Here is a 19,553-nt window from a genome sequence, read left to right as displayed (position 1 = left end):
ATCCCTTCTGTAGCGACCGATACGAAAGTGCTAGGCTGACATTCTGCATCGATCACTACACAATGTGGAGGCCGGTCGACATGGGACTGCTCGAAGGCAAGACCGCTGTGGTCACCGGGGCCAGCGCCGGGATCGGCTTCGCCGCCGCCGGACGGCTGGCGGCCGAGGGCGCGCATGTGTTCGTCACCGGGCGGCGGAAGGACGAACTCGACGCGGCCGTCGAGGAGATCGGCCCGGCCGCCACCGCCGTGACCGGTGACATCGCGGACCTGGCCGACCTGGACCGGCTCTACGAGGCCGTCCGCAGCCGGGGGCGGGGACTGGACGTGCTGTTCGCCAACGCCTCCGTCGCCGATCTCGTACCGCTCGAAGAGGTCACCGAGGAGCACTTCGACAAGCTCTTCGGCATCAACGTCCGGGGCACGCTGTTCACCGTCCAGAAGGCGTTGCCCCTGCTCAACGACGGCGCCTCCGTGATCCTGAACGGCTCCACCAACGTGGACGTCGGCGACGAGGGGCTCGGCGTGTACGCGGCGACCAAGGCGGCCACCCGCTCGCTCGCCCGGACCTGGGCCAACGAGCTCAAGGGACGCGGCATCCGGGTCAACACGGTGACGCCGGGCCCGACCGACACCCCGGCCCTCTCGGCGCTCACTCCCGACGCGGAGCGGTTCAAGGAGCAGTTGTCGTCGCGCGTGCCGCTGGGCCGGCTCGGGCGGCCGGAGGAGGTCGCCGCCGCCGTCGCCTTCCTCGCGTCGGACCAGAGCAGCTTTGTCACGGGGTCGAGCCTGTACGTCGACGGCGGTCTCAACCAGATCTGAGGGTCTCCACGCAAAGGCCGCGCGCATCACCGATCACGGAGGACTCCGCATGACCATCACGCTGATCACCGGCGCCAACAAGGGCATCGGTTTCGAGACCGCCAGGCAGCTCGTCGCCGCGGGCCACACCGTCTACATCGGCGCGCGGGACGTCGAGCGCGGCGAGAAGGCCGCGGCCCTGCTCGGGGCGCGGTTCGTCCCACTCGACGTGACCGACGACGCGTCAGTCGCCGGCGCGCTGGAGAAGATCGACGCGGACGAGGGCCGGCTCGACGTCCTGGTGCACAACGCGGGCGTCCTGGGGCTCGGCGAGGTGGACGGCCCCAGCGCCCTGCGCGTGTTCGACACCAACGCGGTGGGGATCGTACGCGTCACCGAGGCGGCCCTGCCCCTGCTGCGCCGGTCCGCCGACCCCACCGTGGTCACCGTCTCCAGCAGCGCCGGTTCCTTCTGGGCCGTGAACAACCCGGAGCGGCCCGAATTCAGCCTGCCGACCCTGCTGTACTCCGCGTCGAAGGCGGCGGCGACCATGCTGACGGTGCAGTACGCCAAGGCCTACCCGGAGATCAGGTTCAACGCGGTCGAGCCGGGTACCACCGCGACCGACATGACCGCGGACTTCGGTATCGGGCGGCCGCCCGAGGAGAGCGCGAAGGTCGTCGTCCGCCTGGCGACGCAGGGCGCGGACGGTCCCACGGGGACGCTTCAGGACGAGAGCGGGGAGCTGCCCTGGTAGTCACCAGGCATGCCGGGCGGTACGGGTGGCATCCGTGTCCTTCCAGGCACCGGGCCTCGGACCGGGCCGGCCCCCGCCGACGGCGACACGCAAGGCCGCCCCGCCGCATCCGTCCGGCTCTCACCGGGCGAAGTGTTCCGAGGACGTGAGGCGGGAGGCGCGGTGTGGAGATCCGGGGCGCACGCATGCTCGTCGCCGGGGCGACCGGTGACATCGGCTCGGCGCTGGCGGAGCGGCTGGCCGGGCTCGGGGCGGTGACCGCGCTCGCGGGGCGGGACCCGGACCGGCTGGCCGGCGTGCGGGAGCGGTGCGGGCCCGGCCCGTCGCGCACCTTCGACGCGTATGACCTCGACGGCGCCGAGGGTACGGCGGCGTGGGCGGCGCGGGAGCTGGGCAGGCTCGACGCCGTGGTCGTCTGTGTGGGGGTGGCGGCGTTCGGGCCGGTCGGTGAGGTCGGGGAAGCGGTCGCGGAGCACGTGATGGCGGTGAACGCGCTCGCGCCCATGGCGATCCTGCGCTCCGGGTCGACCCATGTGCGCTCGGGCGGTCTGCTCGCCGCCGTCACGGGCACCGTCGCCCGCTCGGCACCGGCCGGCATGGCGGACTACGCGGCGGCGAAGGCCGCGCTGGCCACTTGGCTGGCGTCGGCTCGCCGGGAGTTGCGGCGCTCCGGGGTGGGGGTGCTGGAGATCTGCCTGCCCCATGTCGACTCCGGGTTCGCCGGCCGCGCGGTGACCGGGGCCGCTCCGGCCCTGCCCCCGGGCATCACGGTGGCGGAGGCCGTCGACGTGATCGTGGCGGGCGTGCGTACGGGCGCGCGGGTCGTGGACCCCGCCGGGTCGAAGCGGGGTACGGCATGACGGCAGGCGCGTCCGGTCACGTGGAGGACGTCACGCCCCTGTCCCCGCGCCCCCTCTCCCACGTCCTCTTCCGGCAATGGTGGCGTGAACTGGTCTTCCTGCACTGGGCGGCCGACCCCGACGAGGTGGCACGGCTGCTGCCGCCGGGCACCTCCCCCGACCTCCACCTGGGCCGCACCTACGTCGGCCTCGTCTTCTTCCGCATGGACCAGCTGGCCCTCGGCCGGGGGCCGGCCCTCCCCTACCTGGGCAGCTTCGGCGAGGTGAACGTCCGCCTGTACAGCCGGGACGCCCTCGGGCGGCGCGGGGTGGTGTTCCGCTCCCTGGACTGCGACCGCCTGCTGCCCGTCCTGACGGCGCGGGCGGCGTTCGGGCTGCCGTACCGGTGGGCCCGTATCCGGGCCCGCCGTACCGACTCCCAGATCTCCTACGACTCCCTCCGGCGCGACGGTTGCGGGGCTGGCGCCCGCGTCCGGGCCGAGGTCTCCCCCGAGCCGTACGAGGCGAACACCCTGGAGGAGTTCCTCACCTGCCGATGGGGGCTCCACGCCCGACTCCGGGGCCGCACCTACTACTTGCCGAACACCCACCCCCGGTGGATCTTCACCCGTGCCGAGCTGACCTCGTACGACGAGACCGCCATCGCGGCGGCCGGGCTGCGCGCCCCACGCGAGAACCCTGTCAGCGTGCTCTACGCGCCCGGTGTCCCCGTCCGCTTCGGCGCACCGCTGCGGCTGCCGCGGGGAATCTGAACCCGGCGGAACTCCGCGCCGCCCTCACCCACAGCATTGACGTGAGCACGCCCCAGCACTACGTTGCCCCAGCGCTGAGACAACGTTGTCACCCCATCGCGGAGGTTCCCGGTTCCGCCTCGCTCTCCCCCATCTCCCACAGGAGGCACAGAACGATGTCCTGGATCTCGTTAGGCAGACCCCGGCGTGCGCGCCGGGGTTACGCGGCGGCTGCCGCCGTCGCAGGGGCCGCACTGGTCGGCGCGTACGCGCTGCCCGCGTCGGCGGCGCCCGCGCGGGTCGCCGATCTCGTGACGCATCCGGCCGATCTGGTCAACCCGTTCATCGGCACGTCCAACGACGCCAACGACTTCCCCGGCGCGGACGTGCCGTTCGGCATGGTGCAGTGGAGTCCGGACACCTCCTCGCGGCCGCCCGGCGGAGGGTACGAGTACAAGGACTCCTCGATCACGGGCTTCAGCCTCACGCACATCGCCGGGCCCGGCTGCGGAGCGGCGGGGGACGTACCGGTGCTGCCGACGGTCGGGGCCGTCGACAACTCGGCGACCGACTCCTTCTCGCACGCCAACGAATCCGCCACTGCGGGGTCGTACAAGGTCGCGCTGGACAACAAGGTGACCACCGAGCTGACCACCACCACGCGGAGCGGGATGGCGCGGTTCACCTTCCCCGCGACCACGCGGGCCAACCTGCTCTTCAAGCTGAACGGCAGCCAGAACGGCGCCAGTTCGACCCAGTTCAACGTGGTGTCCAGCACCGAGGTCAGCGGGCAGGTGACGAGCGGCCGGTTCTGCGGGGCCGGGAACAGCTACACCGTCTACTTCGACATGGTCTTCGACCGGCCCTTCGCCACCAGCGGCAGCTCGCTCGCGGCGGCGAAGCCGGCGCCGAGCACCGAGCGGGCCGGGAAGAACGCGGCGGACAGGCCCAACCACCCCCGCCTGCACGGCACCGCGCCCAAGGCCGTCAAGGGCGGCGCGACGCCCCGGGCCGCCGCGTCCAACGCCCACGTCACCTTCGACACCAGTGCCGGCCAGGTCGTCCAGGCCAAGGTGGGCGTCTCGTACGTCTCGGTCGCCAACGCGAGCGCCAACCGGGCTGCGGAGAACCCCAATTGGAACTTCGACGCCGTCCGTACCGCGGCGCACGACGCCTGGGACTCGGCACTGGGCAAGGTGCTGATCGGCGGCGGGACCTCGGACCAGCAGAAGATCTTCTACACCGCGCTCTACCACTCGCTGCTGCACCCGAACGTCATCAGCGACACGGGCGGCCAGTACTTCGGCTTCGACGGCAGGACGCACACGGTGGACTCCGGTCACCGGGCCGCGTACGCCAACTACTCGGGCTGGGACATCTACCGTTCCCAGGCCCAGCTGGAGGCGCTGGTCAGTCCCCAAGTGGCCTCGGACACGGCCCAGTCGATGGTCGACGACTACCAGCAGACCGGGATCTTCCCCAAGTGGTCGGAGAACAACGGCGAGTCCTATGTGATGGTCGGTGACCCGGCCGCCGCGATCATCGCCGACTACTACGCCTTCGGCGCGCGGAACTTCGACACCTCGGCCGCGCTCGCGGGCCTGCTGAAGCAGGCGAGCACCGCCAACAACGACCGGCCGGGCCTCAACTACCTCGGCAGTCCGGGATACGAGCCCCACGACGGCGCTTACGGATGCTGCAACTTCTACGGCCCCGTAGCCACCACCCTGGAGTACGACACCGCCGACTTCGCCCTCTCCGCCTTCGCCGGCGCCCTGGGCGACACCGGGAGCCAGAAGACGTACGCGCACCGGGCGCAGGCCTGGCGCAACGTCCTCAACCCCGCCTCCGGTTTCGTCCAGCCGCGCAACCTCGACGGCACCTGGACCGGCGGGTTCGACCCGACCAGCGGGACGGACATGGTGGAGGCCGACTCCTGGATCTACACCGGCATGGTGCCGTTCGACGTGGCCGGGCTCGCCACCGCCAAGGGCGGCGACAAGGTGATGGGCCACTACCTCGACACCGTGCTGCGCAGCTACACCGGCGCGAACGGCTACGCCTGGGTCGGCAACGAGCCGAGCATCGAACTCCCCTGGGAGTACGACTACATCGGCATGCCGTACAGGACCCAGGCGACGGTGCGGGCGGTCCAGGACCAGATCTGGTCCAACTCACCGGCGGGCCTCGCCGACGGCAACGACGACCTGGGTGCGATGAGTGCCTGGTACGTCTGGTCGGCGCTCGGCATGTTCCCGATGACGCCGGGCACGGCCGATCTCGCCCTCGGTTCGCCGCTGTTCCCGCAGGCGCAGGTGACGCTGCCCTCGGGCAGGACGCTCACGGTGAACGGCTCCGGCGCGGCGGACAACGCGCCCTATGTCCAGTCGGCGACCTTCAACGGCTCGGCGTGGGACAACGCCTACGCCCCGGCGTCCGCGCTCACCTCGGGCGGCACCCTCGGCTTCACCCTGGGGACCACCGCCGACACCGCGTGGGCGAGCGGGACTTCCGCCGCTCCCCCGTCCTACCCCGGCGACACCTCCGCCCCCGCCAGGCCCCGGGTCGGTCCGGTGAAGTCCGGTGTCAGTTCCTCGCTCTGCGTGGACGACGCGAACTCCGGTACGGCGGACCACACGGCGATCCAGCTGTGGACCTGCAACGGTACGTACGCCCAGGACTGGACGGTCGCCTCGGACGGCACCCTGCGTACGCTCGGCAAGTGCCTCGACGTGACCAACAGCGGGACGGCCAACGGCACTCCCGTCCAGCTCTACGCCTGCAACGGCACCGGAGCGCAGAAGTGGACGGCCGGCTCGGACGGCTCGCTGAAGAACGCCAACTCCGGTCTGTGCCTGGACGATCCCAACTCCGCCACGGCGGAGGGCACCCGGCTGCAGATCTACGCCTGCAACGGGTCGGCGGCCCAGAAGTGGACCCTTCCGGCGGTCTGAGCACCCGGGTGCGGTCCCGTCCTCGGGCGGGGCCGCACCCGGCCGGCCCGGAGGCGCGGAGCCGTCCCGTTCGGGCATCCGCGATGCCCGCACAGGGCCTCGTTCGCCCCTGGTGCCTTCCGTGCGCGGTCGGCACCATGGGTCCACCGAGGAAAGGTGCGAGATGGCGACACACCAGCGGCACAACCGGCAGGACGCCCGGAACGAGGCGACGGAGGACCTGAGCCCGGCTTCCGGGGGCCGGGCCGGGGCCGTGCGGCCCGTCGGGCCCGGGCGGGCGGTGAGTCCGGCCGGTGTCGCGGCGCTCCAGCGGTCGGCCGGGAACGCCGCGGCCGCGGCCGCCGTGCAGCGGTCCTCGGTCGACCGGGTGCTGCGCGGACCCGGGCGGCCGCTGGACGCCTCGGTGCGCGGGGAGATGGAGGCGCGCTTCGGGACCGGGTTCGGGGAGGTGCGGGTGCACAGCGGACCGGACGCGGAGCGGTCGGCGACCGAGATCGGTGCCCGCGCCTACACGGCGGGCAGTCATGTCGTACTGGGACGCGGCGGCGGGGACAAGCACACCCTGGCGCACGAGCTGACGCATGTCGTGCAGCAGCGGCAGGGGCCGGTGTCCGGGACCGACTCGGGGCAGGGGTTCGCCCTGTCCGATCCCGGTGACCGTTTCGAGCGGGCCGCGGAGGCCAACGCGCACCGGGTGATGTCCGGCCCGGTGCCGGACCACGGAGGCGGCTCCGACCCGGTACGGCGGGCCGCCGACCCCGGCACGGTGCAGCGGGCCCTGACCATGGACCTGGAGAACGCGCAGGTCTCGCACTACGCGCCCACCAAGAAGGGGGCCGGGGCAGCGCAGAACCTGCGGATCGAGCGTCCGCACGAGGTGAGCGGCCCGGTCAAGAAGAGCGGCACCAAGGGCCGGCCCGCCGCCCCCAACCCGATCGCGGTGCGCAAGCTCCAGCAGGCGTACAAGGGGCAGGCGGCGGCGCACAAGTGGAAGGTGCCCAGTGAGCCGGACGTGTGGCGGGACCTGTTCGGCGGCGCCGGATACGACCGCGGGCACGTCATGGGACTGGAGGTCGGCGGTGTGGACGACCCCCGGAACATCGTCCCGCAGTGGTCCCTCAACCAGGGCACCGGCATGTGGCGGCGGATGGAGCAGGCGCTCGCGGACATCGACTCGGGCACCGTGCGTTTCGTGGTGCACTACGCGTCGGCGAACGGCAACCACCGCGCGGTGATGGTGCCGACCCGGATCGACGTCTTCCACGACGGAGCGCCGTACAAGCAGTGGGACAACGAGCCGGACACCAACGACCTGATCAGGGCCGGCGTCGACCCGAGCGACCTGTTCTTCTTCTACGAGCAGACGATGGACGACCTCGACCACCGCTCCGGCGAGACCCTGACGTCCGCGCAGATGGACGACTTCGTGCTGCGCGCGCTCGGTACCGACCGGGCCGACATGCTCTCGCACAACGACTACCACGACGCGCGCGCCCAGGGCGCGACCCCGGCCGCCGATGCCGCCGAGCAGCACGCGGCGGGCATGTCCAAGTCGGTCATCCCCGCCGACCGCCGCAAGAAGCAGCTCGAACGGTATGTGGCGGCGGGCCTGGTGACGCAGAACGGTACGGGGGACAAGGCCACCTACACGCTGCACGACGCGCCGGGCCCGTCGCCGGACAGCGACTCCAGTTCCTCCAGCAGTTCGGACGTGGACATGTCCGACGGGTCCCAGTCGCAGGGGCAGCCGTTCATGACCATGACCTTCGACTCACAGAGCAGCGGGGACGAGTACCAGGGGTCCGACGACCAGATGTCGACCTCTCCCTGAGCCGGCCGCCCGGCACCCGCTCAGGCGGCGCCCGGAGAGTCCGAACGGGGCGATTCGCGCGCGGAGTTGGAGCGGGTGTTGGGCGGGGTGTCGGCGTCCCGGAAGCGCAGGTCGCGGCCATGGCGGCGGAAGAGGTCGCTGACGAACTCGTCCAGCGCCTCGATCTCCTCCTCGCGCGAGTGGATGTCGGCGAGGGCGGCGCGCTGCTCCTGGTCGATCACGCGCTGCTTGTCGCGCCACGCCTGGTCGGCCGGGGCCTCGGGCAGGTCCTCGAACTCCTTCTGGGTCCGGACGTGGAAGCTCTCCACCGGCTCCAGGACCGCCGGGCCGCCCGAGGAGTCCTCGTGGGAGTGGTAGACGACGAAGACCAGCCCGTCCACGTCCCCCTTGGCGATGGAGGCGCGCAGCTCGGGCCACTCCAGGGTGCTGAGCACGCTGGAGCCCACGGTGCCGTCCAGGGCGTGGGCGGTGACCGTGCCGGTGAGGGCCTGGACGTACGTCGTCGACAGGCGCTTCCACAGCGCTGCCAGGGCGTCGGAGGCGCTCCAGGTCGGCAGCCCGAAGAGGAGGCCGTCGAAGATGCGGCCCTGCACCGACGCCTCCAGCACCACACCCCGGCCCACGCTCGCGTCCTCGGTGGGGATGGCCGAGTTCATCTTGGCCCAGAGCTGACCGTGTTCCGCCGAGGCGGCCGCGACCCGGTCGAGCGCCTGCTGGAAGCCCTCCTTACCCTGCTGCCGGGCGTACCAGGCGTACTGGACGCGGTGGCCCTGCACGCGGGGGTCGTGGAAGCCGGTGATGATGCGGTCGATGGCGCCGCCGTCCACCCCGGTGGGCTGTCCGGCTCTCATGTCGGCCTCGATGTTGTCGAGGAAGCCGTGGATGCCGGACATGAAGTCGGGCATCGTCGTCAGCACCTGGATCCTGCCGACGCGTTTGAGGAGTTCGTCCTTGTCCTGGGCGAACTTGATCTGCCGCCGGTCGGCGACCGTCATGGAGTGGGCGGACTCCTGGGAACTCTCGGTCTCCTGCGAGTCCCCCGACTTCTGCGAGGTGCGCGACGGGGGCCGCGAGGACTGCGGCGACCGCTGGACGGCATCCTCCGACCGGGCGTCCGCGACCTGGCGGGACACCGCCGCGTTGCCCGCCGAACGCTGGAGGGCCAGAAGCGGAGGGCCCGCGGGTGCGCCCGGCCGCGTGCGGCCGGCGTCGGGCCCATGGGTTCCGTCCCGGTCCGTCCCGTGCCTGTGTGTGCGCAACGCGCTCCCTCACCCCACCTCGAACGGAACCGGATCATGACGGTGAACCCGCTCCGGTGCTTAGCGGAGATCAAGCCAAGTTTGATTCATGGCCAATGGCGCCTACACGCGGTTACCGAGAGAAATTCAGGCAAGACACCTGAACATATCAACGTAATCCGGTCAGATGACCGAAAGGGCCGGAGGTCCGTTTTCCGGACGCCCGGCCCTGTCGCGGCTTTGCATCACGGCGCGTCTCGAAGAGCATGGGCGTGACGCCCCAAGTCACCTGATGTCGCTGAGCACTCCGCTGACGTTGAGCACCTCGTGGCACTCCTGGGCCCGCCTGCCGGTGGCGGGCGTGCCGGGCTTGGCACAGGTGACCTGGGCGGTGACCGTGTCGTTCGCGGCGATCCTGATGGGGGTGACCCAGTGATAGTCCTGGTTTCGGAAGGTCTCCAGCGCGATCGTCGTGATCTTCCGGTCACCGAAGTTGATGGTCAGCACCCCCTCGTCGCCCTGGAAGTTGGCCACGACGATGTCGGTGACCTGGAAGACCTTGTCCGCGGGGACCGTGTAGGTGCCGGTCTTCTCCGCGCCGCCGCCCGTCTGCACGTCGATGGTGGCCGAGCTCTGGCCGCCTCCGGCCGCGCCGCCACCGCCGCCGTCGCCGGTCCCGGTTCCGGTCCCGGTACCCGTACCGTCGCCGCCACCCGTGCCCGGCCGGCTGCCCGCGCCGCCGCTGCCGGCGCCGGGCTGCCCGCCGTCGGCTCCCGTGCCCTGCCCGGCCTGCTCGCTGCCGCCGGGGGTGGGCCGCTGCTGGACGACCTCGTCGGCCGCCTCCTTGGCGGCGCTGCGCACGGCGGGCCGTACGAGGGTGAACCAGGCCAGGAGCAGGGCGATCAACGCGGCGAGCACCGCGAGCAGCCACTTGGGGAAGACGGGGATCTGGACGAACTCGGCGTCCAGCGGGGTGCGGATGGCGTCGGCGGGTTCCGGCAGGGTCGCGTCCGGTGCCGCCGTCTCGGCGACGGTGACCGTGAACGGCCAGATGACGGGGGCACCGAACCACACCGGCTTGCCGATACGGGCCCGCAGACCCACTTCCGCCGACTCGCCGGGCTCCAGCGTCTGTTCGGCGGGCTTGAGGGTGAAGCGCAGTTCCTCGCCGGGCTGGGCGGGCGTGAAGCCCAGCGTCACCGGGGAGTTGCCCTCGTTGCGCAGCGCCAGCCGGTAGCGGCCGCGCAGCCAGCCCCGGCGGCGGCGCGGGGCGATCTCGGCGCGCAGCTCCCGGAACTCCTCGACCCGCACGGTCGATTCGGGCACCCGTACCGCCTCGGGGTGCTCGGTGGGCAGCACGCGTACGGCGAGCGGCACCTCACCGGCGCGGACCTCGGGGGACCTCGGGGGTTCGAGGCGGATGGTCACCGTCTCGGAGGTGCCCGGATACAGGGACACGCGTGCGGGCTCCACCGTGGCCCAGGCCGCGCAGTCGCCGACCACCTCGAGGCCGTATGCCTCGACGATGTCGCTGTCGTTGCGGACGGTCAGGGTGGTGGTGGCAAGCCCGCCGGGCGTCACCGACACCGCGGGGATGTCGGAACCGGGCACGCCGGGGCTGGGGGTGGATGCTGGAGACGTCACCCGGCGACCGTATGACGCGGTCCCTTCCTTTCGGAGAGACGCGAGGGCAAGCCCGCGGGCAGCGCTCGTGCCCCGGACAACGCTCGCCTACTCCCTTTCGGATAGCACCAGTTGACCTTCGAAGACCGTGCGCGGGCCGACTTCCGCCGCTCGGTCCCGCACGTTGCTCCACCGGCGCGCCGCACCACCCCCACACGTTCGATGGAAACAGGACTCATGACCACGAGCTGCCCTCAGGCCAACCATCCCGCTCCCGCCGCCCACACCGCACCCTGGACCACCTCGGCCAGGCGCCCCGAGCGGGTCTCCGTCACCGTCTACGCCCCCGACCCCGTCCTCTACGTGGGCATCGTGCACCAGTTGCGCCAGCGTCCCGAGATCGAGTTCGTGGAGGCCGGGGCCGCCGACAGCGCCCAGGTCTCGCTGATCACCGTCGACACGGTGGACGACGAGACGTCGGCGCTGCTCAACCGGCTGCGCCACAACTCCGCCACCCGCACCGGCCTGGTGGTCGGCACCTTCGAGTCGGGTGACGCTCTCCAGCGCGCCATAGACAACGGGGTCGCCGCGGTGCTCCGCCGCGCCGAGGCCGACCAGGACCGGCTGCTGCGCCTGGTTCTCGCCATAGCCAACGGCGAGGGCATGCTGCCCGGTGATCTGCTCGCCAAACTCCTCACCCACGTGGGCAGCATGCAGCGCTCCTCCCCGCTCGACCCGCGGGCGGCGTCGCTGTCCACGCTGGCGCCCCGCGAGACGGAGATGCTGCGACTGGTGGCGGAGGGCCTGGACACCGGGGAGATCGCCCGTAAGACCTCGTACTCCGAGCGGACCGTGAAGAACGTGCTGCACGAGGTGATCACCCGGTTGCAGCTCCGCAACCGGGCCCACGCGGTCGGCTACGCACTGCGCAACGGCTTGATCTGACAGGTGTATTGACCACCGGCTGTCGGCACACTGCCCGAAAGCCCCTCCGCCGCTTCCCCCGGGAGCGTCCCGTCGGCCCTGCCGCACCAGGGACGGCGACGCCCAGGATGGCGGGCGGTTGTGCGAAAGCGGAGTGCGGACGGTGAGGTGGGCCCGTGACGGGCACGGACAAGGCCGGCGGGTGGCGGTACCCGCTGGAGCGGATCGGCCTGGCGTTGTTGCTGCTGGTCCCCCTGTTGGCGGTGACGGCGGCCGCCGGTCCCGGTACGGCGAAGGCCCGCCCCCGAGCCGGTGACGCGGGGGTGACCCGCATCGCCTTCGCGGGGACCCGGCACCGCAGCCTGGGCCGGGTGGCGACGACGAAGTCGAGCACCCCGCTGTTCGGGGAGGGCGCGACCCACTACGACGTGGACCCCTCGGCGCTGGGCGACCGGCTGGTGTTCGCCAGCCGCCGGGACGAGCGGAACCCACAGGTCTACCTCCGGGCCGCCGACGGTTCCGTGACCAAGCTGACCGGCGGCCGGGACGCGGCGCATCCGCGGCTGACGCCGGACGGCCGGGCGGTGGTCTTCGACTCGGCCGAGCCCGGCGGCCCCGGCGGTGCCACCCAGCGCGACCTGTGGCTGGTGCGCACCGACGGCACTGGCCTGACCCGGCTGACCGACACCCCGGCCGACGAGGAGTGCCCGACGGTGTCGCCGGACGGGCAGCGCCTGGCGTACTCCAGTGACGCCGACCCCCTGGTGGGGCAGCAGATCTACGTCCGCCCGCTCCAGGGCGGCACCGCGAACCGGGTCACCGATCCGGCGAACGGCACGGCGGGCGAGCCGGCGTGGAATCCGCTGGACAGCGCCGAGAAGCGCGACATCATCGCCTACACGGCCACCACCGCCGATGGCCCCAAGCTGCGCTACGCCTACGCGAGTTCGGGGGACGGCGGTCCGCTGCTGGGCGCGACGGAGGCAGGCTGGCGTACCCACGGGGCAGCCTGGTTGCCCGACGGGAACCAGTTGCTGTTCCTCAGCCCGGACCGCGACTGCACGTGTGAGGGCGACTTCGACCACGTCTTCAGGACGGTCGTGCACTCCGACGACGACGGCAACCGGTCGCTCGTCCTGACCGAGGACCGCGAGGTCGGCACGGTCACCTGGCTCGGGCCGGTGGACGGCGGCGGGGCCGTGGTGGACCGCACCACCGCCGCCGGACCGCACGTGGTGACCCTCCAGGACGCCCGCGCGGACGGCTCGGACCCCCGTGACCTGGGTCTGACCATCCTCAAGGAAGACCCGGCGGCCGACACCAACACCGATCCGGCGAAGGACCCGCTGTTCCAGCCCGCCGCCGGGTCCGACCCGTGGACGGAGCGGCAGAACTACACGCCGGACGGACGGCAGATCGTGCTGACCCGGTTCGAGGACTCCGACGCCGGACGCGTCGAGCGGATCTGGCTGGCCGACGCCGACGGCGCCAACCCGCGGGCCCTGCCGCTGGCCGGGCGCGGCCCGAAGGACTGGGACACCGATCCGACCTTCTCCCCCGACGGCAAGTCCCTCGCCTTCCGGCGTACGTCGCCCGGCGGTACCGGTGACGCGGCCGGGCCGGGACAGGTGCTCATCGCGGACGTGGCCACCGGCGCGCTCCGGGGCAGGATCACCCCGCCGGCGGGGCAGGCGCAGGGCACCGACGCCCAGCCGACCTGGTCCTCGGACGGCACCCGGCTCGCCTTCACCCGTACGCAGGTCATCGGCGGCGGCAACGGCAACAAGCACATCTGGACCGTCCCGGTCGACCACCTGGACCAGCAGCGCGATCTCAGCTCCGCCAACTGCCCCGGCGCCTGCGACGTCATCGACGACAGCCCGGCCTTCTCCCCCGACGGGCGGACCATCGCCTTCAACCGCAAGGCCGGCGGCGGCCGGGTCGACCAGCAGGGCGGGCTTCTGCTGACCTCGGTGTCGGGCGACGACTGCCGGGTGCTGCTGCCCGCCGCCGGCCGTGGTCTGCCGGGTGCGTGCCGCCGGGAGCTGCCGGACGCCTCGGCCACGGGTCCGTTCCAGCCGCGGGACGCCGCCTGGACGGCCGACGGCACGGCTCTGGTGTTCAGCTCGCGTGCCGGGCTCGCGGCGAACAGCCCGGAGAAGCTGAGCCGGGTGGACGTGGAGTCGGGTGCCCTCACCCCGCTCACCACCGCGCTGGGGGGCCGCCAGAAGGAGCCCTCGGTGCAGCAGTCCGTGGACCTCGCCGTGCGGGCTCCGGACACCTCGGGGCAGGTCGTCGTCGGCCGTACCGGCACCGTCCGCGTCGACGTCGTGAACCAGGGGCCCGCGGCCTCGCCCGGCACCCGGTTCACCGTGGCGCCGCCTCTCGGGGCGACCGTCACCGGGCTGACCGCGCCCGGCCGGAACTGCGACGTGCGGGGGCTCACCTGCGACCTCGGCGTGGTGCCGCCCGGCGCCACCGTCCCGGTGACCGTCACCCTCACCGGGGTCACGCCGGGCGACCAGCCGGTCGACTGGTCGGTGACCGGCGCCGTGATCGACCCCGACCCGAGCGACAACACCGACCGTACGGTGGTCCCGGTGCGCGAGGCACCCGCGCCGCCCGAGCCGACGCCGAGCCCGACTCCGCCCACACCGACTCCGCCGACCACGCCCCCCGTGCCTCCCGCGCCGCCCGCGCCGCCGGTTCCCGAACCCCCGGCGCCGAAGGCCGGGCCGGGCGTGACGGTCACCGCCAACCCCGACCCCGGCTATGTCGGCGGCCGCGTGGTCGTGACGTACACCGTCCGCAACGGCCGCAACGCGCTGGCCACCGGGCTCCGGCTGCGCATCGGGCTGCCCGCGGACGTGCCGAACAACGGGCGCCCGCCCGGCTGTGACGCCGGCTGGCTGTGCGCGCTGCCCGACCTCGCGCCCGGCGCCCGCAGCACCCTGCAGGTCGTGCTCAGCCCGAAGAAGGCGCTGACCGCCACGGTCACCGGCACCCTGACCACCACCGGCACGGACGCCGACCGGAGCGACAACTCCGCCCGGCAGCGGCTGCGTGTTCTCCAGCCGAAGATCGTCGCGGTGCCGCCGATCGGCAAGCCCGGCTTCGTGACCTCGGTGCGCGGCAAGGACTTCCCGCCGGGCGTACCGGTCCGGTTCCGCTGGAAGCCCGGCATCACGGCCGCGGCGGCGCCGACGGTGCCGCTGCCGGACGGCACGTTCATCGGGCAGCTGCTGATCCTCGCCAAGGACCAGACGGGTCCGCGCACCATCACCGCGAGCGGCCCCGGCTTCTCCCCGGTGAAGACGGACTTCCTGGTCGTCAACGGCAGCGTGCAGCCCCCGGACGAGGTGACCCGCCGGTGATCCACGAGGTCGACGAGGCCCTGCGGGGCCTGCTGGAGGAGTCCGGACTGGCCGCGTCGGGCGTCGAGGTGGTCTTCGACGCGCCGACCAGCGACTGGGCGGCCCGGCGCAGCGCGCCCACGGTGTGCGCGTTCCTGTACGACATCCGCGAGGACAACTCCCGGCGCAACAGCAGCGCGGGCGAGATCTACGACGAGGACGGCTTCGTCGTCGCCCGCCGCGCGCCCGCCCGCTGGTTCGAGCTGACCTATCTGGTCACCGCGTGGGCGAGCAGGCCGCAGGACGAGCACCGGCTGCTGTCCCAGGTGCTCGCCACCCTGGTGTCCACGGACACCCTGGCCCCCCGTCTGCTGACCGGCACGCTCGCCGAACTGGGCCTGATCGTGGGTCTGGACGCGGGCGGTACCGGCCTGGACGCCCCGGCCGCCTCCGACGTGTGGTCCGCGCTGGGCGGCGAGCTGAGACCGTCGCTGGGGGTGCGGGTGCGCGCCCCGCTGGCCGGCATCGAGCGGGTCGCCGCGCCGCCGGTCACCGAGGGCCTGGTCGTGCGGTCGGTGCCTCACTCCCTGCCGGACGAGGCGGAGTCGGCGCGCCGGCTGCGCTACACGGAGATCGACGACCCCGGCGGGGAGGGCTTCGGCGGGTCCCGCGAGCGGCGTCCCGCCCCCGCCCGGCGCCGCAGGAGGGGTGACCGCCAGCCATGACGCACACCGTGGAACCCGAGCTGTGGCGGCGGCTGCACACCGTGGAGGAGCGGGTACGGAAGGCGGTCGCCGCGCGGCGTGCCGTCGACCCCGACCCGGACGACCCCTACCGGGGCCAGTACCTCACCCCCGAGGCGGCCCAGCGCGTCCTCGACACGCGCGGCGAACCGTCCGCCGCCGAGCCGGAGCGGTCGGCGGCCGACTCTCCGCTCGGCCGCCTGGCACGGGACTTCGGCCTCTCCCCGCTCGACGTGGAGCTGCTGCTGGTCGTCCTGGCACCGGACCTGGACGCCCGCTTCGAGCAGCTCTACGGCTATCTGAACGACGACCTCACCCGGCGCCGGCCCACGGTCGGGCTGGCCCTCGGACTGTGCGGGCACACCGGGCTGTCCCCGGCCCGCTTCCGCCTCTCCCCCGGCGCGCCGCTGCTCGCCGGCGGACTGCTGGAGGTGCAGGAGCCGGAACGGCCGCCGCTGTCCCGGGTGTTGGCGGTGCCCGACCGGGTGACCGCGCATCTGCTGGGCGACACCGCGCCGGACGCCCGCCTGGGGTCCGTGCTCGGGGAGCACACGGCGGACCCGGCGGCCGACCCCGCGCTGGTCCGCCGGGCCGCCGCCGGGGTCCGCAGCGGCACCGGGCATGTGCACCTGCGGGCAGCCGGCGGTGCCCCCGAGGGCCTGGCGGACGCGGCCCTGCGTGAGGCGGGCCGCGTCCCGCTGGTCCTGGACCCGGTGGCCCTGGCCCGGCACGCCCGCGACCTGCCCCATCTGGCCGCCGCCACCGCCCGCGAGGCCCGGCTGACCGGCGCCGGGGTGGTGCTCGGGCCGCTGGACGACCTCCCGGACAAGCCCTCCGAGCGGACCCACGTGCTGCGCACGGTATGCGCCGCGCTGTCCGGCATCCCGCTGTTCACCTACGGCTCGCAGGTCTGGGACCCGGCGTGGGCCGTCCGCACCCCGGTGTCCTTCACGGTGGGCACCTCCTCGCCCGAACAGCAGGCCGTGCGGTGGCGGTTCGCGCTGGAGGCGGCCGGGGCCCCGGACGGCTCGGACGGCTCGGACCTGGCGCGTGCCGTGGCCGCGCACCGGCTCGGCTCCGGCCAGCTCCGGCGCGCGGCCGACGCCGCGGTGCGCACGGCGGCGCTGGCTGGGCGGCCGGTGGGGGCGGAGGACGTACGGGCCGCCGTGCGGGCGCAGAACGGGGCGGGGCTGGCCCGGCTGGCGCGCCGGGTGGAGCCCGCGGTGGGCTGGGACGACCTGGTGCTGCCGCCGAGGACCCTGCGGGGCCTGCGCGAACTCGCGGTGCGCGCCCGCCACCGCGACCAGGTGCTCGGCCAGTGGGGGATGCGGCCGGGCGGCGGCCGGGGGCGCGGTGTGATCGCGCTGTTCGCCGGCGAGTCCGGCACCGGGAAGACGATGTCCGCCGAGGTGGTCGCCACCGACCTGGGCATGGATCTGTACGTGGTCGACCTGTCGACCGTGGTGGACAAGTACATCGGCGAGACCGAGAAGAACCTGGAGCGCATCTTCACCGAGGCGTCGGCGGTCAACGCGGTCCTGCTCTTCGACGAGGCGGACGCGATCTTCGGCAAGCGCTCCGAGGTGAAGGACGCCCGCGACCGGCACGCCAACATCGAGTCGGCGTACCTGCTCCAGCGGATGGAGTCCTTCGACGGGATCGCCGTGCTGACCACCAACCTCCGGGCCAACCTGGACGAGGCGTTCACCCGGCGGCTCGACGTGGTGGCCGACTTCCCCGTGCCGGACGCGGCCCAGCGGCTCGCGCTGTGGGAGCGGTGTCTGGGCGAGCGGCTGCCGCGCGCCGGGGACGTCGACCTCGCGTTCTGCGCGGACCGCTTCGAGCTGGCGGGCGGCTCGATCCGGTCGTGCGCGGTGACGGCCGCGTATCTCGCGGCGGATTCGGGGAATGAGCTGACGATGCGGCAGGTCGTGGAGTCGGTCGCGCAGGAGTACCGCAAGCTCGGACGGCTGGTGCTGGCCGCCGAGTTCGGGCCCTGGCTCGCGCAGGTCACGGCCGCCTGATCCTGCACGCGCGGTGCGGCGTGCCCGCCCGCGCGGGCAGTCGTGCTGCCCCCGGGCAGGGCCCGATGTCCCCTGCCCCGGGGCACGGCCCGAGGAAAGGGTGGAGGAGACCCGGACCGCAGGACCCGTGAAGGAGCGAGCATGCCGACGTACCTCACCCCAGGTGTTTACGTGGAGGAGGTGCAGTCCGGTGCTCGCCCGATCGAGGGTGTGGGCACCGCGGTCGCCGCGTTCGTCGGCTTCGCCGAGGACGGCCCGTTCCACGAGCCCACGCTGGTGACGAGCTGGGACCAGTACAGCCGGATCTTCGGCGGTTTCGTGCAGGGCGCGTACCTGCCGCACTCCGTCTACGGCTACTTCGCCAACGGCGGCGGCTCCGCCTACGTCGTGCGCATCGGCGGCTCCGCCGACGACTCCTCCGCCCCGGCCGGGAACGGTGACGGCGCGCGGCGCGAGCAGGCGGCGCTCGCCGTCGAGGTCGGCGGCTTCCAGATCGCGGCCAAGCCCGGCGTCACCGGTGTGTCCATCGAGATCGCCGACCCGGAGGGCGAGAACCCGCCGGAGGACCGCTTCCGCGTCCTGGTCCGCCAGGGCGAGCAGGTGGCCGAGAGCTACGACGCCTCGACCCGCCGGAACGTCAAGGGCTATCTGCCCACCCAGGCGCGCAACTCGAAGCTGATCGAGGTGACCGAGCAGCGCGGCGGGAACCAGACGCGGCCGTCCGCGCAGACGATCGCCGTGCCGGACGCCCCGGCCGCCCCCGCGCCTTCGGCCTCCGGCACGGTGGCCCGGCTGGACCCCGCCGAGTACGTCGGTGACGCCGACGCGCGTACCGGGTTCGCCGGCCTGGAGAGCGTGGACGAGATCACCATGGTCGCCGTCCCCGACCTGATGAGCGCCTACCAGCGCGGTGACATCGACGCCGAGGGCCTGCGCACGGTGCAGCTCGCCGTCATCTCGCACTGCGAGCAGATGGGCGACCGGGTCGCCGTCCTGGACGCCCCTCCCGGCCTCTCCGCACAGGCGGTCCGCAACTGGCGCAACGACGAGGCGGGTTACGACTCCCGCTACGCCACCCTGTACTACCCCTGGGTCCGGGTCCTGGACCCGGCCGCCGGACGCAACATCACCGTCCCGCCGAGCGGCCACGTCGCCGGCCTGTGGGCCCGCAGCGACACCGAGCGCGGGGTGCACAAGGCGCCCGCGAACGAGGTGATCCGCGGCGCGGTCGACCTGGAGCTGCGGCTGAGCAAGGGTGAGCAGGACCTGCTCAACCCGATCGGCGTGAACTGCATCCGTACCTTCCCCGGCCGGGGTGTGCGGGTCTGGGGTGCGCGCACCCTCTCCTCCGACCCGGCGTGGCGCTACCTGAACGTGCGCCGGCTCTTCAACTACCTGGAGGAGTCGATCCTGCTCGGCACCCAGTGGGTGGTGTTCGAGCCGAACGACGACCGGCTCTGGTCGAGCATCCGGCGCAACGTCAGCGCCTTCCTCACCGAGGAGTGGCGCCGGGGCGCGCTGTTCGGGCGCACGGCGGCGGAGGCGTTCTACGTCAAGTGCGACCGGGACAACAACCCGCAGGAGTCCATCGACCAGGGACGCGTGGTCTGCGAGATCGGTGTCTCGCCGGTCAAGCCGGCCGAGTTCGTGGTGTTCCGGCTGGCGCAGTTCTCCGACAGCACCAGCCTCGTCGACGAGTGACCTCCGTCGCTTCC

The 19,553-nt window shown here is 72.9% G+C and carries 13 protein-coding genes; 11 read left to right on the top strand and 2 right to left on the bottom strand.

The genetic code is table 11. From position 1 onward, the window contains the following. Window positions 1-80: 80 nt before the first annotated feature. From EV284_RS18245 to EV284_RS33005, 6 genes are all read left to right on the top strand, one after another. A complete protein-coding gene (locus tag EV284_RS18245) occupies window positions 81-821 on the top strand; it encodes an SDR family oxidoreductase (protein WP_130335407.1) in 741 nt (246 codons plus the stop codon). 49 nt (window positions 822-870) lie between these two features. Beyond that, entirely contained in the window at window positions 871-1,557 is a 687-nt protein-coding gene (locus EV284_RS18240) for an SDR family NAD(P)-dependent oxidoreductase (protein ID WP_130335405.1), read from the top strand. Between the two features lie 164 nt (window positions 1,558-1,721). Continuing rightward, the gene (locus tag EV284_RS18235) at window positions 1,722-2,417 is read left to right on the top strand and encodes an SDR family NAD(P)-dependent oxidoreductase (protein ID WP_165425573.1); all 696 of its coding nucleotides are present in this window, start codon (window positions 1,722-1,724) and stop codon (window positions 2,415-2,417) included. Continuing rightward, entirely contained in the window at window positions 2,414-3,169 is a 756-nt protein-coding gene (locus EV284_RS18230) for a DUF2071 domain-containing protein (RefSeq protein ID WP_130335404.1), read from the top strand. The genes EV284_RS18235 and EV284_RS18230 overlap by 4 nt, the downstream gene beginning before the upstream one ends. A 155-nt stretch (window positions 3,170-3,324) precedes the next feature. Then, window positions 3,325-6,102: a lectin gene (locus tag EV284_RS18225; protein WP_242625716.1), complete on the top strand. Its 2,778-nt coding sequence runs from the start codon at window positions 3,325-3,327 to the stop codon at window positions 6,100-6,102. A 163-nt stretch (window positions 6,103-6,265) separates the two neighbouring features. After that, window positions 6,266-7,933 (top strand): DUF4157 domain-containing protein, encoded by a 1,668-nt coding sequence (locus tag EV284_RS33005; protein ID WP_207229065.1) that lies wholly within the window; start codon window positions 6,266-6,268, stop codon window positions 7,931-7,933. Window positions 7,934-7,953: 20 nt separating this feature from the next. On the opposite strand, the gene EV284_RS18215 is transcribed toward EV284_RS33005, so the two are convergent. Together EV284_RS18215 and EV284_RS18210 are read right to left on the bottom strand one after the other, a co-directional pair. Then, window positions 7,954-9,066 (bottom strand): hypothetical protein, encoded by a 1,113-nt coding sequence (locus EV284_RS18215; protein WP_130335403.1) that lies wholly within the window; start codon window positions 9,064-9,066, stop codon window positions 7,954-7,956. A gap of 390 nt (window positions 9,067-9,456) precedes the next feature. Next, a complete protein-coding gene (locus EV284_RS18210; protein ID WP_130335402.1) occupies window positions 9,457-10,815 on the bottom strand; it encodes a hydrolytic protein in 1,359 nt (452 codons plus the stop codon). Between the two features lie 216 nt (window positions 10,816-11,031). On the opposite strand from EV284_RS18210, the gene EV284_RS18205 reads away from it, so the two are divergent. The 5 genes from EV284_RS18205 to EV284_RS18185 all read left to right on the top strand — a co-directional run bounded on the left by EV284_RS18205 (window position 11,032) and on the right by EV284_RS18185 (window position 19,539). Continuing rightward, on the top strand, window positions 11,032-11,739 hold the full coding sequence (locus EV284_RS18205; RefSeq protein WP_086690412.1) for a response regulator transcription factor: 708 nt from the start codon (window positions 11,032-11,034) through the stop codon (window positions 11,737-11,739). 155 nt (window positions 11,740-11,894) lie between these two features. Next, entirely contained in the window at window positions 11,895-15,092 is a 3,198-nt protein-coding gene (locus tag EV284_RS18200) for a hypothetical protein (protein ID WP_242625715.1), read from the top strand. Continuing rightward, window positions 15,089-15,796 carry a DUF4255 domain-containing protein gene (locus EV284_RS18195; RefSeq protein ID WP_130335401.1) on the top strand — a complete coding sequence of 236 codons (708 nt, stop codon included), beginning with the start codon at window positions 15,089-15,091 and terminating at the stop codon, window positions 15,794-15,796. The genes EV284_RS18200 and EV284_RS18195 overlap by 4 nt, the downstream gene beginning before the upstream one ends. Further along, the gene (locus EV284_RS18190) at window positions 15,793-17,838 is read left to right on the top strand and encodes an ATP-binding protein (protein ID WP_130335400.1); all 2,046 of its coding nucleotides are present in this window, start codon (window positions 15,793-15,795) and stop codon (window positions 17,836-17,838) included. Before EV284_RS18195 ends, EV284_RS18190 begins: the two co-directional genes overlap by 4 nt. 141 nt (window positions 17,839-17,979) lie before the next feature. After that, complete coding sequence (locus EV284_RS18185; RefSeq protein WP_130335399.1) at window positions 17,980-19,539, top strand: phage tail sheath family protein; 1,560 nt, start codon at window positions 17,980-17,982, stop codon at window positions 19,537-19,539. Window positions 19,540-19,553 lie beyond the last annotated feature (14 nt).

The sequence above is a fragment of the Streptomyces sp. BK022 genome, assembly GCF_004217355.1.
In the GTDB taxonomy this organism is placed as follows: Bacteria; Actinomycetota; Actinomycetes; order Streptomycetales; family Streptomycetaceae; genus Streptomyces; species Streptomyces griseoluteus.
This window is presented reverse-complemented; position numbering and strand designations above follow the sequence as displayed.

Excerpts from the sequence above, each read along its gene's own strand:
- EV284_RS18190 (WP_130335400.1), top strand. The coding sequence starts at position 15,793 with ATGACGCACACCGTGGAACCCGAGCTGTGGCGGCGGCTGCACACCGTG.
- EV284_RS18230 (WP_130335404.1), top strand. The coding sequence starts at position 2,414 with ATGACGGCAGGCGCGTCCGGTCACGTGGAGGACGTCACGCCCCTGTCC.
- EV284_RS33005 (WP_207229065.1), top strand. The coding sequence starts at position 6,266 with ATGGCGACACACCAGCGGCACAACCGGCAGGACGCCCGGAACGAGGCG.
- EV284_RS18205 (WP_086690412.1), top strand. The coding sequence starts at position 11,032 with ATGACCACGAGCTGCCCTCAGGCCAACCATCCCGCTCCCGCCGCCCAC.
- EV284_RS18245 (WP_130335407.1), top strand. The coding sequence starts at position 81 with ATGGGACTGCTCGAAGGCAAGACCGCTGTGGTCACCGGGGCCAGCGCC.
- EV284_RS18240 (WP_130335405.1), top strand. The coding sequence starts at position 871 with ATGACCATCACGCTGATCACCGGCGCCAACAAGGGCATCGGTTTCGAG.
- EV284_RS18185 (WP_130335399.1), top strand. The coding sequence starts at position 17,980 with ATGCCGACGTACCTCACCCCAGGTGTTTACGTGGAGGAGGTGCAGTCC.
- EV284_RS18225 (WP_242625716.1), top strand. The coding sequence starts at position 3,325 with ATGTCCTGGATCTCGTTAGGCAGACCCCGGCGTGCGCGCCGGGGTTAC.